The organism is Sandaracinaceae bacterium, from assembly GCA_020633055.1.
In the GTDB taxonomy this organism is placed as follows: domain Bacteria; phylum Myxococcota_A; class Polyangia; order Polyangiales; family Houyiibacteriaceae; genus JADJJE01.
Window position 1 is genome coordinate 299,993 of sequence record JACKEJ010000011.1, and the last position, 14,137, is coordinate 314,129.

12 protein-coding genes are annotated in these 14,137 nt (G+C 70.0%); 6 read left to right on the plus strand and 6 right to left on the minus strand.

The window, feature by feature from the left end; genetic code table 11:
• Positions 1-22: 22 nt before the first annotated feature.
• Genes H6726_25780 through H6726_25790 form a run of 3 tightly spaced genes read right to left on the minus strand, consistent with a single transcriptional unit; the run spans position 23 to position 3,981 of the window.
• Positions 23-1,825, minus strand: coding sequence for a hypothetical protein (locus H6726_25780; protein ID MCB9661084.1), 1,803 nt, complete (start codon positions 1,823-1,825; stop codon positions 23-25).
• A gap of 7 nt (positions 1,826-1,832) precedes the next feature.
• On the minus strand, positions 1,833-2,897 hold the full coding sequence (locus H6726_25785) for a hypothetical protein (GenBank protein MCB9661085.1): 1,065 nt from the start codon (positions 2,895-2,897) through the stop codon (positions 1,833-1,835).
• Positions 2,890-3,981 (minus strand): hypothetical protein, encoded by a 1,092-nt coding sequence (locus tag H6726_25790; protein MCB9661086.1) that lies wholly within the window; start codon positions 3,979-3,981, stop codon positions 2,890-2,892. The genes H6726_25785 and H6726_25790 overlap by 8 nt, the downstream gene beginning before the upstream one ends.
• A 198-nt stretch (positions 3,982-4,179) precedes the next feature.
• On the opposite strand from H6726_25790, the gene H6726_25795 reads away from it, so the two are divergent.
• The gene (locus H6726_25795) at positions 4,180-4,761 is read left to right on the plus strand and encodes a DUF4202 domain-containing protein (protein ID MCB9661087.1); all 582 of its coding nucleotides are present in this window, start codon (positions 4,180-4,182) and stop codon (positions 4,759-4,761) included.
• A gap of 27 nt (positions 4,762-4,788) precedes the next feature.
• Here the strand turns inward: H6726_25795 and H6726_25800 are convergent, their stop codons facing one another.
• A complete protein-coding gene (locus H6726_25800) occupies positions 4,789-5,259 on the minus strand; it encodes a PaaI family thioesterase (protein ID MCB9661088.1) in 471 nt (156 codons plus the stop codon).
• A 117-nt stretch (positions 5,260-5,376) separates the two neighbouring features.
• On the opposite strand from H6726_25800, the gene H6726_25805 reads away from it, so the two are divergent.
• Positions 5,377-7,428, plus strand: a complete 2,052-nt coding sequence (locus tag H6726_25805; protein ID MCB9661089.1) for a bifunctional aldolase/short-chain dehydrogenase — start codon at positions 5,377-5,379, stop codon at positions 7,426-7,428.
• Between the two features lie 96 nt (positions 7,429-7,524).
• On the opposite strand, the gene H6726_25810 is transcribed toward H6726_25805, so the two are convergent.
• On the minus strand, positions 7,525-9,111 hold the full coding sequence (locus H6726_25810) for an AarF/ABC1/UbiB kinase family protein (protein ID MCB9661090.1): 1,587 nt from the start codon (positions 9,109-9,111) through the stop codon (positions 7,525-7,527).
• A gap of 152 nt (positions 9,112-9,263) precedes the next feature.
• Here H6726_25810 and H6726_25815 point away from each other — a divergent pair, with 152 nt between their 5' ends.
• Both H6726_25815 and H6726_25820 read left to right on the plus strand, forming a co-directional pair.
• Positions 9,264-10,235: a diguanylate cyclase gene (locus H6726_25815; GenBank protein MCB9661091.1), complete on the plus strand. Its 972-nt coding sequence runs from the start codon at positions 9,264-9,266 to the stop codon at positions 10,233-10,235.
• A 27-nt stretch (positions 10,236-10,262) separates the two neighbouring features.
• Positions 10,263-10,889 carry a carbonic anhydrase gene (locus H6726_25820; GenBank protein MCB9661092.1) on the plus strand — a complete coding sequence of 209 codons (627 nt, stop codon included), beginning with the start codon at positions 10,263-10,265 and terminating at the stop codon, positions 10,887-10,889.
• Between the two features lie 55 nt (positions 10,890-10,944).
• Here H6726_25820 and H6726_25825 read toward each other — a convergent pair whose 3' ends face one another.
• Entirely contained in the window at positions 10,945-11,694 is a 750-nt protein-coding gene (locus H6726_25825; GenBank protein ID MCB9661093.1) for a ribonuclease HI, read from the minus strand.
• A gap of 65 nt (positions 11,695-11,759) precedes the next feature.
• Between H6726_25825 and H6726_25830 the strand changes: the two genes are divergently transcribed.
• Together H6726_25830 and H6726_25835 are read left to right on the plus strand one after the other, a co-directional pair.
• The gene (locus tag H6726_25830; GenBank protein ID MCB9661094.1) at positions 11,760-12,914 is read left to right on the plus strand and encodes a hypothetical protein; all 1,155 of its coding nucleotides are present in this window, start codon (positions 11,760-11,762) and stop codon (positions 12,912-12,914) included.
• A 34-nt stretch (positions 12,915-12,948) separates the two neighbouring features.
• Complete coding sequence (locus H6726_25835) at positions 12,949-14,130, plus strand: hypothetical protein (GenBank protein MCB9661095.1); 1,182 nt, start codon at positions 12,949-12,951, stop codon at positions 14,128-14,130.
• Positions 14,131-14,137 lie beyond the last annotated feature (7 nt).

The window sequence follows — 14,137 nt, forward strand, 5'->3', positions numbered from 1 at the left end:
CCAAAGGGGAACCGCTCGGACCTCACCCCACACGGGCTCGGACCGTCCGCGTCCTCCGCGCGGTCTCTCGCGTCAGCTCCCCGAGGGCCGGCTCGGGGCTGAAGACCTGGGGCGGCACCCGACCGGAGATCCACCCCTCGTAGCCGTTCGGCGTGAACGGCGACTCCCGCCACCCAAACCACCACCAGCCAAAGGGGACGTCGCCTACGGTGACGCTGCGAATCGCGAGCAAGAACGCTCGACGGGCACGATAGAGCAGAGCTGGCCGTGTCGTCTGCGAGTCGATGAGCGTCTGCTCGGGCGCGAAGTTCGTCTTGGCACCGAACAAGAGCAGGTCCTCGACCCAGGCCACGAGCGTCGTCAAGATGTTGAAGACGAAGTGGTACGGCAGCGACGCCGGGACCGCCAGGAGCTTGCGCCACTGCTGATGGTCGCCATCGATGAAGATGGCCAGCGCGGTGCCGAGGGCGCGAAACGTGAGCGTCGCGGCGGACACCATCAGGCTGAGCGCCAGCCAATTGCGGGTGCCCGGGACGAACGGTGCGAGCACGACGGCGCCAAGGAGCGCGACGTTGAGCATCGCCACGATCGTCAGGTCCGCCAACACCGCGAGAGCGATGCCCCAGTGAAACGCCATCGCGGGCCCCAACCGTCGCGTGTTGAACAGCCGTGAGCCGTTCCAACGGACTCGCTGTCGAAAGAGCCCTCGCACGGACGTCGGCGAAGACGTGTACACCTTCGCCAGCGGGTCGTACGCGATCGGTCGGCACACCCAGTAGCGAGCGAGCGCCAGGAGCGCACCCGCGGGCGTCCGTGGGAAATCGAGCGAGAGGCGACCGTCACGCCACGTGGCCATCGAGGCCACCCACGTCACGTAGGTGTCGTCCCCGGGGCCAATCATGGCCTCGGGGAGCGGTCTCCATGTCCGACCTGCGAAGCTCGGCGGCGCCCCTCCGAGCCACCAGGCCACGAGGTCCCTGACACGGATTGTCGTGAGGAAGCGTGCGAAACGTGGCGCCAAGTCGTGGAGTTCGAACCACGTCGCGTAGAGCGCGCCGCTCACGCTCGTCACGGGCAGCACGCGCGTGTTGTGCTTCCCGAGACTGATGGAGGTCATGTACTCGCGCGCCACCGAGATCGCGACCTGCCCTTCCACCGAGAAAAAGCGTCGCCAACCACCCCAGTAGTGCGTCGCGCGAACGCTGACGTTGCTGGCCACGATCATCGGTCGGTCCCCGAACCATGCGGGCTGCGTCAACTTGAACGCCATCCGTTCGAGCGCCCTCGGACCGAGCTCGCTGTCGGCGTCCATGTTGAAGAACACAGTGGGGAGCGCAGACGACGCGTCACGCCGCTCCCACTCCCGCAGCAGGTCGAGGCCGCGCTCGATGGCCATGGCCTTGCCCTCACGGCGACGACCACCCACAGCGGCGATGCGCACATCGTCTGGACACGCGACGCGCGCACACCACGCACAGAGGTCGGCGAAGAGGTCTGGCCGCTCCGTGCGGTCGTCGATCGCCAGCACGACCGTCAAGCGTCCGGGGTACCCGTTGGTGATGACGCTGCTGGCTGCGTCCAGGAGCCCTCGGTAGTCCGCCTCGGAACGCAGCAACGTCGGAAGCACGACGCAAGCGCTCGGGGCGGACCCGTTCGCGAAGCCCTGAAAGCCCGGCCTTCCGAGGACGCGAGTCCAGATGCATCGGATCGCGAGCCAGAGGTAGTCGAGTTGGTAGAGCGCCATGCCCACCAAGAGCGGCTTCAGCACCGGCAGGATGACGTCGATCGCGGGTGCGTTCCGGACGAACCAGAGGAGTCGTTCCATCGTAGCCTCAGCGCAGACGCACCCTCAGGGTGCGCTCCATGAATGCATCGGCCTCGTCGAGCAGCAGCGCCGCGTAGCGACCTCGCTCTCGCTCCCCCCACGGTCCTTCGGTCACGACCTCACCAGGGATCAGTTCCGCCACGCGACCGACGTCGCGACAGAGGATGACACCCCAGACGCAGGCGAGGACACGCCCGCCCTCGTCGACGTCTTCCGCAGCGTCGTAAGGCACGAACGCGATGTCGGTCCGTGCCTCCATGGCGCGGTAGATGGGTCGTTCGCGGAGCTCCTCGAGGAGCTGCTCCGTCGCTTCGAGCGTGTTCGTGGCGACGCGGACGAGCTCGGCCTGCCTACGCCGCTCGGCGTTGATGCGCGCCAGCTCCACCGATACGCGCAGCCGCTGTTCGTGGTGCTGGCCGCGCTCTGGAGACACGCGCGCCTCTGGCGTGACCGTCGCCGAGATGCCGCGCCGCCGGCGGACCCAGCGCGCGTGCTCGACCTCGGACGCCGCGACCGTTCTGTCCAGGGTGAGCAGCTCCAACGCCACTCGGTCCACCGCAGCTTCTGCGCCCGCGACCTCGGCCTCCGTCACCAAGCCTAGCGACAGGTTCGCCCGCGCCCGTTCGAGTCGCTCGACCTCACGTGCCTGAATGTCGACCAGCGCCACTCGCTCGTCGCGCATGCGCCCGAGGAGATCACCGACCGCTCGGATCTCGCTGCCCAGCTCGTCGTCACTCCACGACAACGCGCCGTCCGCGGCGTCGAGGAGCGTCGCCAGACGCGCGTACTCTTCGTCCAGCACCTCCGCCTGCGCCCGCGCGAACTCCACCTCCGCGCGCAGCTTGTCCCGCTCCGCGAGCTGGGACGTGAGCCTCACGCGGGCCTGCATGACGGCGTCGTCGTTGGGCGAGAGCCGCAGCGGGGCGATCCAGGCATCCGTCATGGCCAGGTACACCTCGGTTCCCGCCCAAGCGATCAGGCCCAAGACCCCAGCGAGCGACAGCAGCGACACGACACGCGTCCATGGCGACGTCGCTGGCAACGTCACGGGAGCGTCGGCGACCTCAGCCATCGGCGGGCTCCTGGAAGTCGCGCAACACGGCAGCCAGAGCGCCGACGAGCTGCTCCAGGTACGCGACCTCGACGTCGACCTCGACGAGGCTCGCGCTCAGGCGATCGCGTCGCCGGACGAGCTCCCGCGTCTCGGAGCCCATGTGCGCCTCCAGCTCACGCAGCTCGGTGCGCATGCGGTCGCGACGCACACCCGCCGACGCGAGCTCCGCGGACGCCACGGCGACACGAGCCCGGAGCTGGTGAACCAGTCGCTCTGCGCGGACCAACAGCGACTCGAGTGCGGTTCCACGAGCCTCCTCGGCGGCCTGCAGACCCGCGCGCTCGTGTCGACGCTGAGCGTTCTGCCCGAGGTTGTACGTGAGGGTCGCCTGACCGTACCAGTCGCTCTCGCGACCCGGGATCACACCGACGACGACCCGCGCGTCCCACGCTTGCAGCCGCCGCTGTCGCGACTGAAGGCTCGCTTCCACCGACGCGACGCGCTGGTAGTCCGAGAGGAGCCGCGCCAGCGAGACGCCCTCGAGGCGCGACAGCTCGACCGAGACGAACTCCAACTGCGCCATGTCGGAGACCTCGGTGAGCTCGAGGCGCGCCACCAATTCCTCCAGGACGTCGACGTCGTCATGCGTCAGCAAGCCCGCGTCGCGGCTGGCCCGATGGCGGGCGCGGAGGGCCCGCATCTCGGGCAGCTGAGCGCGGACGACTTCGATCCGCGCCCGCAGCGCAGCGTCTTCGCCCACACGCGGGCCCGCCCGGAGGTACTCCCCGATGAGCGCTTCGAGCTCGTACCGGAGGCAGCTCGCCACGGCCAAGCGGCGCGCGATGTGCGCGCGCCCATAGTCCACCGGCGACGCCGAGACGACCCAGCGCACCTGCCAACCGTCCCTGGCGAGGTACCCGGTCGGGTCGTCCATCCCTTGACCCGGTGCGCGCACCAGCTGGAGCGTCGTCGAAGGGGAAAGCCAAAGGGAGCGCTGAGCGTCGCTGAGCTCGCGCACCTGCGCGCAGGTCGCCGACGCCACGTCTTGCGCGGCTGCGCATGGCGTCATGGCCACGCCGACGCCGCCCAGCACGAGCAACACGACGACAGCAAGAACGTGAGGGTTCGGCCTCGCCGTGACCATGGCGGTCGTACCTCTGAAATTGAGAATCACAAGCCAATGGCTCCCTAAAACGCGCCTCCAAGGGCGGGCCTTATACCACGGGGCCGCGCAGGCGCCACCAGGCTCGTTCCGCACGGCACCGTGCGGAACGAGGAGAACCTGGCATCCTTGGTCGCCATGTCCATCGACCTCGACCGCGTGTTCGCGCTCATCGACGCTGCCAACCGAGAAGATCCTGCGCACGAGCTCGTGGACGGCGCACCACAGCCCAAGGAGTGGCTCTACGGCGTGCGCATGAGCGAGCGCCTGACCGCCTTCCGACCAGACGCGAGCATGGCCCTCCAGATCGCGTGTCGGGCGCAGCACCTGGCGCGCTTCAAGGTCCCCCGCAGCGACTACCCCGACGGTCGCGAAGGGTATCTGCGCTGGCGCTCCGATCACGCCCGCAAGCACGCCGAGGGTCTCACGCAGATCCTCACGCAGTGCGGCGCCGAGCAGGAGCTGATCGACCGCTGCGCCTTCCTGGTCCAGAAGAAGCGCCTCCGCCAAGACGCGGAGACGCAGGCCCTGGAGGATGTGGCCTGCCTCGTGTTCCTCGAGCACTACGCGCTCGAGTTCGCGGGCCAGCACCCGGAGCCCAAGGTGATCGACATCGTCCAGAAGACCTGGGGCAAGATGAGCGAAGGTGGGCACGCCGCGGCCCTCCAGCTCATCCTGCACCCCGCTGTCGCGGCGGTGGTGAAGAAGGCGCTCGCGTAGCCCGACTGGCGTCGAACGTTCGGCGCCTCAGCCGATCAGCTCGGGCGCGACCTCGATGCGCCGCGGCGGGATGGAGTACGTCAGCTGAGCATGCGCGACGGGCCGCTCGTCGCCCTCGCTGAAGAGCAGCACGTCCCCCACGCACAGGCTCTTGCCAAGCTTGAGGAGCCGCGCCTCGGCGAGCAGCGCCGCCTGCGCCGGCCGGCGCAGGAAGTTGATGGTCAGGCCCGTGGTGACCGCGAGCGCCTCGTCGCCCAGGTGCGCCAGCAGCAGGTAGTAGAAGACCGTGTCCACCAGGGTCATCTGCGTGGGCCCGCTGATGGTGCCCCCAGGGCGCAGGAAGCGCTTGTCGAACGGCAGCCGCGCGCGCAGCAGACCCGGCTCGATCGCCAGGATCTCGGTCCCGAAGCTGCGCGCCTCGCGGAAGTGACGGTCCAGGAACGCGTGGATGTCCTCGGCGGTCCACACCGGCGGGGGGAAGTGCTCGCTCAGGCTCATCGCCGGGGAGCGTAGCAGCCCCCTGTCGACCTGCCCTTTTCTATCGCGCCAGCAGCGGGCTGCTCACTGCATCGTCGCGCAGGGCTCGTCGCGCGCCTTGGTGGTAGGCTGCGCGCCGTGAAGAGCCGCTACACCGAGACGGGCGCCGCCGAGGCCATCATCGCGTACGCCGACCAGCCGGGCTGCAACGAGGACATCGCGCTGCGCGTCTACACGTCGCGCCTGCTGGGCAGCGATGGTTCGCTGGTGTTGCACGGGGGCGGCAACACCTCCGTGAAGACGCAGCTGCACGATGATACGGGAGCGCTGGTGGACGTCCTCTGCGTGAAGGGCAGCGGCTGGGACCTGGACACCCTCGAGCCGCGCGGCCTCCCCGCCGTGCGCCTGTCGACGCTGGTGCAGCTGCGGGACCGCGAGGTCCTGAGCGACGAGGCCATGGTCAACGCGCAGCGCACGCGCCTGCTCGACGCGAGCGCACCGAACCCGTCGGTCGAGACCCTGCTGCACGCCTTCCTGCCCGCGAAGTACGTGGATCACTCCCACGCCGACGCCGTGCTCGCCCTGGCGAACCAGCCCGACGCGGCGCGCGTGTGCGCCGAGGTGTTCGGCAGCACCCTGGCGGTGGTGCCCTACGTCATGCCGGGGTTCGCGCTGGCCAAGCTGGCGGCCGAGGTCGCGGCCGCGCACCCCGGAGCGTGCGGACTGGTGCTGCTCAACCATGGGCTGTTCACGTTCGGCGACACGGCGCGCGAGAGCTACGAGCGGCACATCGCGGCCGTGGACAAGGCCGAGCGCTACATCCGCACGCGCGTCGCCGCGCTGGGCGACGACGTGGCGCGCAAGGTGCCGAAGCCGCTGGACTACGCGTTCCTCGCGCCCATTTTGCGTGGCGAGCTCTCCGGCGGGGACACGCCACGCTACGTGCTGCAGCGGCGCACGTCGCCAGTCATCGAGAGCCTGCTCTCACGGGGCGACCTCGAGGACCTCGCTACGCGCGGCGTCCCCACCCCCGACCACGTGATCCGCACCAAGAACACGCCGGTCGTGCTGCGCCTCACGCCCGACATGGACGAGGCGACGGTGCGCGCGCTGCTGCGCTCCGCCCTCGACGAGTACCGCACACGCTACCTCGCGTACGTCGAGCGCGAGTCCGCTGGCAGGGGTCGTCGTGTGCAGACGCTGGACCCGGATCCGCGCGTGTTCCTCGTCCCGGGCCTGGGCGTCATCACCGTGGGCAAGACGGTGAGCGCGGCGCGCATCGCCGCGGATCTCGTGGAGCACACCGCAGGCATCCTGGAGGACGCGGAGGCCCTCGGTCGCTACCAGCCGCTGCCCGATGAGCACATCTTCGACATGGAGTATTGGTCGCTCGAGCAAGCCAAGCTCGGCAAAGCGGCAGGGCGCCCACTCGACGCGCATGTCGTGCTGGTCACGGGCGCCGCGAGCGGCATCGGGGCGGCCACCGCCAAGCGCTTTGCGGAGCTGGGCGCGAACGTGTTCCTGACCGACCGTGACGAGGAGGCCCTGGGCCGGCAGCTGAGCACACTGGCCGCAGCGGGCGTGGCTGGCGCGGTGTGCGACGTCACGGACCCCGACGCGGTCGAAGCGACGCTCTCGGCGTGCGTCGAGCGCTTCGGCGGTGTGGACGTCGTCGTCAGCAACGCGGGGCTCGCGTCTCAGGGACGCATGCACGAGGTGCCGTTCGATACGCTGCGCGCCAGCTTCGAGGTGAACCTCTTCGCACACCACCACGTCGCCGCCGCCGCCTCGCGCATCATGCGTCGGCAGGGGCTGGGCGGCTCGCTGCTGTTCAACGCCAGCAAGGCCGCGTTCAACCCAGGGCCCGACTTCGGCCCCTATGCCATCCCCAAGGCCGCGCTGGTCGCGCTCATGAAGCAGTACGCGCTCGACAATGGCGACGTCGGCATCCGCAGCAACGCCGTGAACGCGGACCGCGTGCGCACGGGCCTCCTCCCGCCCGGCTTCGTGGCGCAGCGCGCGGCCGCCCGTGGGCTCGACGAAGACGCCTACTTCGAGAGCAACCTGCTGCACCGCGAGGTGCGCGCCGAGGACGTGGCCCGTGCCTTCACGGACCTGGCGCTCGCTCGGGCGACCACGGGCTCCGTGGTCACGGTCGACGGGGGGAACATCGCCGCCTCGCCGCGCTGACTCGCTCGACGGTCAGCGCGAAAACGCGCGGCCTCCGCTCGGGTCGCACGGTGGTCGGAGCGGACCGCCTCGACCACGGTTCATCCCCGCGAACCGTCAGGCAGCCTCGGTCATCGCCACCATCAAGGTGGGCAAGACGTGCCGGCCGAAGTCGATCTCGGGCTCGTAGTGCGAGAACAGCCCGCCGATGGTCCCGAACACCCGCGCGATCATCACGAACTCTTCGGGGATGCGCTCGACCGGGTCGGCCTCGGCCGCGGCCAGCACGCGCTTGGCCTCCTCGAGCATGTCCTCGGGGCGCCGGAAGCGCAGCGAGCCCGTCGCTTGGGCGTCGCGGAACTCCTTGAGCAGCGTGTCCGCGAATACCAAGAGCGTGTCGGCGCTGCCGCTGCGCGTGCGGAAGCCGAGGAGCTGCAGCTGCCCGACGAGCGTCTCACGGTCCGACACCACGAAGGCCTGCACGAGCTTCAAGTAGGCGCGGCGTGTGTCGACGTCCAGCGCCTTGGAGCAGCCGAAGTCGAGCAGCGTCAGGCCGTGCGCGCCGTCGTACAGCAGGTTGCCCGGGTGGGGGTCGGCCTGGAAATGACCGGCCACCAGGATCTGCCGCACGTAGGCCTGGAGCAGGAGCCCGAGCGCCTCGGCCAGCTCCCCCTCGGCCGCGGCGTCCCCCGCCTGGGCGCGCTCGCGCAGCGCATCGAGCGCGGTCGTCAGCTTCACGCCGGGCGCCAGCTCGGTCGTGAGCACGCGCCCGGTGGAGTGCGAACGGACCGGGCGTGGCGCGCCGATGCGCGCATCGTCGGCGAAGAACGCGGCGGCGCGCTCCGTGTGTTCCAGCTCTGCGGCGTAGTCCAGCTCCGCGCGGACGAGAGCGCGCACCTCCCCGATGATCGTGTCGTAGTCGGTGGGCGGCAACATGGCCTTCATGCCGTCGAGGAACATCACCAGCAGGTCCATGTCGAGCTCCACCGTCTCGTCTACGCCCGGGCGCTGCACCTTGACGGCCACGGCGCGCCCGTCGTGCAGGACGGCGCGGTGCACCTGCCCGATGCTGGCCGCCGCGAGCGGCTCCCGCTCGAACGACGCGAACAGCTGCTCGAGCGACGCCCCCAGCTCGCGCTCGAGCAGCGCGACCACCTGATCGGAGGGGACGGGGGGCGCCGCATCCTGCAGGCACGACAGGGTGTCCACCCAGACGCTGGGCAGGAGGTCGGGCCGCGCGGAGAGCAGCTGCCCCACCTTCAGGAACGCGCCCCCCTGGGCCATGCACAGGTCACGGAAGCGTACGGCGTTCTTGGCATGCAGCCTGGTCAGCGCGCGCGCGGCGCTGGCCCGCGTGGTGAACGCGGAGCGGGTGAGGTGGAAGCGGTAGCCGGACGCGATCTTCGTCAGCACCCAGCCACACTGGGTGGCGCGGGCCAACCGCGCATGGAGCTGACCGAGTTCATCGCGACGCTGCTGCATGAGGAGTACGTCCTCGCGCGCAGCACGGGCCCACTCCGCGGCCAGCGCGCGGGCCTCCCATGCGGTCTGTTCGATGACCCGCAAGGCCGCGTCCATGACCTGCAGCCAGGCGCGCAGCTCTTGGGCCGCTGCGGCGCTCGCGTGGGTGGACGCTCCGGGACGGGGACCCTGCGTACGGGGCTGCGCGGGACGATGAGCGGAAGTGGACGTCTGGGTTTCCATGGGAATCTCCGTGTTACAACGTGTGACACAAGACTTGTACCACGCTGTGACACATACGCAAGCACGTTGTGATACAAATTGTGTCACACGCTCCCCACACCCTCTCGGATCGATGCCCCAGCCCCCCGTGAGATGGGATAAGCTGAGGGCTCGTGTCCGACTCCCAACCCCCGCGCCCCCTCATCCTCGTCGTCGACGACGACCGCGTGACCCGTGAGTTCCTCGGTGGACTGCTGCGAGGCAACGGCCACCACGTGGAGATCGTCGAGCACGGTCAGGCCGCCGTGGATCGGCTGACCAAGGGCGGCGTCGACCTCATCCTGCTCGACATCATCATGCCCGGGCTGTCGGGCGTGGACACCTGCCGCCTGCTCAAGTCCATGACGCAGGACGCGTTCGTGCCCGTGATGCTCGTCACGGCAAAGTCCGACATGGACAGCCGCATCGAAGGGCTGCGCATCGGCGCCGACGACTACGTGTGCAAGCCCTTCGACGAGCGCGAGCTGCTCGCGCGTGTGGGCAACATGCTGCGCCTCAAGCAGATGCACGACGACGTCACCAACGCCAAGCACCGCCTCGAGAAGCTGGCGGTGCTGGACGAGCTGACCGGCCTCTACAACTACCGCTACCTGCACACGCGCCTCAACGAGGAGTTCAAGCGCGCCGAGCGCTATCGCGACCCCCTGGCCTGCGCGATGATCGACATCGACCACTTCAAGGGCTTCAACGACAGCTTCGGCCATCACACCGGCGACCGCGTGTTGGCCGAGGTGGCCGCCCGCCTGCGCAAGGCCGTGCGCGAGATTGACGTCGTCGCGCGCTACGGCGGTGAGGAGTTCCTGCTGGTGCTGCCCAGCACGCACTTCACGGGCGCGCTGACCGTGGCGGACCGCGTCTGGCGCGGGGTCGGCAGCGAACCCGTGCTCATCGACGGACAGTCGTACCCCGTGACTGTCTCGGTGGGGGTGGCGCTGTACCCCAGTCGTGACGTAAAGACCAAAGACCAGCTGATCAAGGCTGCGGACCGCGCGCTCTATCAAGCGAAGGACGACGGCCGCGACCGCATCTGCGTGTTCCAACACCAAGGGTACATCTACAGACCCGCCTCGCCACCCGAGGCCTGATTCAGGGAGAAAACGTTGCCGCACAAAATGTACGAGAAGATCTTTGCCGCCAATCGCGCGTGGGTCGCCAAGATGCGCGCCGACGACGCGACCTTCTTCGAGGACCTCGCCACCGAGCAGAACCCCGACTTCCTGTACATCGGCTGCTCCGACAGCCGCGTGCCGGCCAACTCGATCATGGGCCTCAAGCCCGGCGAGGTGTTCGTCCACCGCAACATCGCGAACTGCGTGCCCAACACGGACATCAACGTCCACTCGGTGATCCAGTACGCGGTCGAGGCGCTCAAGGTGAAGCACATCATCGTGTGCGGTCACTACGGATGTGGCGGCGTACAGGCCGCCATGCAGCCCAAGGACCTCGGCCTGCTCAACGGATGGCTGCGCGAGATCCGAGACGTCTACCGGCTGCACCGCGCCGAGCTCGCGACGATCGAGGACGAGGGCGAGCGCTTCAAGCGCCTGGTGGAGCTCAACGTCCAGGAACAGTGCATCCACGTCGCCAAGACCGCCTGCGTGCAGAAGTCGTTCGCAGCCAACGGCTACCCCATCGTGCACGGCTGGGTGTTCGACCTGCACGACGGACTCCTGCGCGACCTCGAGATCCCGTTCGAGCAGATCCTCGACGAGATCAGGGACATCTACCGCCTCACCTGACACCGATGTCCGACGCGGGGACCACGCGCTGCGCCTCGAGGCTTCGGGAGGAGCCTCAGGCCGTGCGCGTCCAGCCGCGGGTGCCGCGCCGTTCCACCGCCGCGACGGCGAGCTGATCGGCCGCCTCGTTCAGTGGGACGCCCGCGTGGCCCTTCACGTACACCAGGCTGACGTCGTCCAGACGCGCGAGCGCGGCCTTGCACTCGGCGACGAGGCTCTGGTTCGCCTTGGCCTTCCAGCCCTGCTGGAGCACGCCGATGGAGTACGTGGAGTCCGTGTAGATGCGCAGGGGACGCGACGGGTCCGGCGTCTGTTGGCAGGCCCGCAGCACCCCGGTCAGCTCACCGACGTTGTTGGTGCCCTGCCCAAGATACTCGCTGAGCTCCCAGCGCACGTCGTCGTGGAGCAGCACGACCCCCACCCCCGCGGGTCCGGGGTTGCCGCTGCAGGCCCCGTCGCAGTAGGCCAGCACCTCCCCCGGAGCGGGCTTGTCGGGAGGCGATCCCGATGCGCCCCTCGCCCGGCCACGCGCGGCGCTAGGGCGCTTGCCGCCTGTGGAGGCGCCGGGTTTGGTCGCGCTGAAGCCCCCTGCGCCCGCCTCCCGCACCGGCGCGCAGTGGTCGTCGGGCAGAAGCGCGCCATCCCCCACGATGGGCTCGAGGTTGCGCGCCGAGGCGTGGTACGCCTTGCCGTCGCGCGGGCTGTAGCGGACCTCCACACGCCCTCCCTGCTCGACGAGCGCGCCTGCGGCGTCGCAGCGGGCCAGGACGCGCTTGCCGCGCAGGGTCATGGGGCGATAGGGCATCGCGGCCGCATAGCAGGGTACGACGGGGCTCGCCAAGTACCTACGAACCTTCTACCCTGCGCGCCGTGACCCTGATTGGACAACGAGCCACCCTCGCCAGCCTGGCCGTGCTCGGCATCGCCGGCGCCCTGATCTACTACACCTCGCGGGACCTCGCCCTGCCGGACCAGGCGCTGGACGCCGCTCCTGCCGGCACGCGCGCCCTCTTGCGCATGGACGTTCCGGCCGTTCGGCGGTCCATCTTCTACCAGGAGTTGGTGGTGGAAGCGGGGCGTGACTCGGCCCACCGCGCGCTGGTGGAGCGCTGCGGCTTCGACCCGCTGGACCAGCTGGAGGAGCTGATCCTGTTCGTGGCGGGGGACAGCGCCGAGCTGGAGCGCACGGGCCTCGTCGCCCGCGGGCCGTTCGAGCACGAGCGCGTGGCCGAGTGCCTGCGACAGGCGGCCACCGAGACCGACACCACGATGGAGCGCACCGAGATCGAAGGGCTGCCCGCCGTGAAGATCGGCCGCGGCGAAGCCGTGATGGCCTTCGTAGGTCGGCGCGGGCTGGCGTGGGGTCAGGTCGAGACGGTCACCTCCGTCATCAAGGCCGTGCGCAACGAAGGCGGACGCGCGTCGTCGGACGAGCTGCTCAACCGTCTCTACACCACCATCGGGCGGGACCGCGAGATCGTCATCGTCACGCACATCCCCGACCCGTGGATCCCTGCGCTGCGTCAGCTGGCCCAGAGCCGCGGCGAGGACGTGGCGCGCATGGCCGAGCCCTTCCTGGCGACCCGCGCCATCGGCCTCGGCGCGCGCGTGAGTGTCGGCCTCGCGGTCGGGGCGCTGTTCAACATGCGCGACAGCGAGGCGGCCGAAGTGTTGACGCGCTCTCTACGTGAGGAGCTGGACATGCTCATGAACCAGCCCATCATCTCGATGAGTCCCATCGGCCCGGCGCTGCGCCGCGTCAACGTGAACCAGGTCGGCACGGACGTGAACATCGCGTTCGACCTGCAGCAGGAGCGCGTGGAGAACCTGTTCTCGCTTGCCGAGCGTTTCGGTGGCGCGGCGAGCGGAGGTGCCCCCGGCCCCATGCACGGCCCCGGCGGGATGTTCGTGCCTCCGTCTGGTGCGACGCCAGCCCCTGCCCCCGCGGACGACCCGGCGGCCTCCGAGGCCGCGCCGGCCCCGAGCGAGCCAGCCCCCACCGAAGGCGCCCCGGCCGCTCCCTGACAGCGCGCCCAGCGGTGCTATCACCCTGGCCAGTATGACCACCCTCGCCGACAAGATCGCAGACGAAGTCCGGGCGCACCCGCAGCGCCCAGCGCTGGCGGCGCTGTCCGCCGCGCTGCTGGCGCGCCTCGCCGAGTCGGAGCTACGCCACCTGAGCCCGGACGCGGTGTCGCAGCGGGTCCGTGAGGCGGGCATCACGCGCACGGACGCCGACTTCGCGTCGGGGAACGTGCTCGACATCCTCGAGCGCGGGCCAGAGTCGGACGTGGACCATGCCCTGATCGCAGCGCTGGCCGTGTCGCACTGGGTCGACCTGCCGGGCGCGCGGCGCGCCGAGGTCATGGCTGCTTGGACCGAGCGAGCGCTGTGGCTCGAGACGCAGACGCGCTACCCCGTCTTCGCGTTCGTGGACCGCCTCCTGGAGTCGCACGCCGCCGACGCGTATTGGGACAAGGTGGGAGAGCGCCTGCTCGGCGCGCAGGCCACCACCCCATCCGAAGCCGCGCGGGCTGCAGCCTGGTGCGCTGGCCTGCGATCCTCCAGCTCGGCAGAGAGCGCACGCATTCTGGAGCGCATCGCCGAGGACGCCTCGGACGGCGTGGTAAGGGCGATGGCAGCGCCGAGCGTCAGCAGCGGCGCGACCGCACACGCCGTACAGGGCCTCGCGGGTCATGCGCCACCAGGCGGCGTGCGCGGCGTGATCCGGCTGCTCTCCGGGTGGGCCGCCCTCCAGTGGCTGGGTCGCGCGCTGGCGTTCATCGTCACGCTCCGGCGGCACACCACGCTGCAGCTCGGTGGTGCAGGCGTGGAGGTGCTGAGCACGACGCGGCTCATGGGTCGGGAGGTCCGCCGGTCACGCGAAACGTTCCCGCTGCGCAGCGTGCAGGCGGCCTCGCGCGAGGTGCGCTACCCGCGCGCGCACCTGCTGCTCGGGGCCGCCGCCTTCGGCGCTAGCCTGCTGCTTGGCGGCGTGTGGGTCGCCGAGGGCGTGCGCACCGGGGAGACCTATCTCCTCATGGCGGGCGGCGCGTTGATGCTGACCGGCGCGCTCCTCGACCTCACGCTGGGGGTGTTGCCCTTCGGCCGGCGCGGGCACGTGGCCGTGCGGCTGGACGCAGCAGACCACGTGCGCGTCGCCATCCGGGGCGCCGAGGAGGCGCGCGTCGACGGGTTCCTGCGCGAGCTGGAGCGGCGCCTCGTGGGTGCAGGGGAATAGCCGCTGG

Excerpts from the sequence above, each read along its gene's own strand:
- H6726_25780 (MCB9661084.1), bottom strand. The coding sequence starts at position 1,825 with ATGGAACGACTCCTCTGGTTCGTCCGGAACGCACCCGCGATCGACGTC.
- H6726_25785 (MCB9661085.1), bottom strand. The coding sequence starts at position 2,897 with ATGGCTGAGGTCGCCGACGCTCCCGTGACGTTGCCAGCGACGTCGCCA.
- H6726_25795 (MCB9661087.1), top strand. The coding sequence starts at position 4,180 with ATGTCCATCGACCTCGACCGCGTGTTCGCGCTCATCGACGCTGCCAAC.
- H6726_25800 (MCB9661088.1), bottom strand. The coding sequence starts at position 5,259 with ATGAGCCTGAGCGAGCACTTCCCCCCGCCGGTGTGGACCGCCGAGGAC.
- H6726_25810 (MCB9661090.1), bottom strand. The coding sequence starts at position 9,111 with ATGGAAACCCAGACGTCCACTTCCGCTCATCGTCCCGCGCAGCCCCGT.
- H6726_25820 (MCB9661092.1), top strand. The coding sequence starts at position 10,263 with ATGTACGAGAAGATCTTTGCCGCCAATCGCGCGTGGGTCGCCAAGATG.
- H6726_25825 (MCB9661093.1), bottom strand. The coding sequence starts at position 11,694 with ATGCCCTATCGCCCCATGACCCTGCGCGGCAAGCGCGTCCTGGCCCGC.
- H6726_25835 (MCB9661095.1), top strand. The coding sequence starts at position 12,949 with ATGACCACCCTCGCCGACAAGATCGCAGACGAAGTCCGGGCGCACCCG.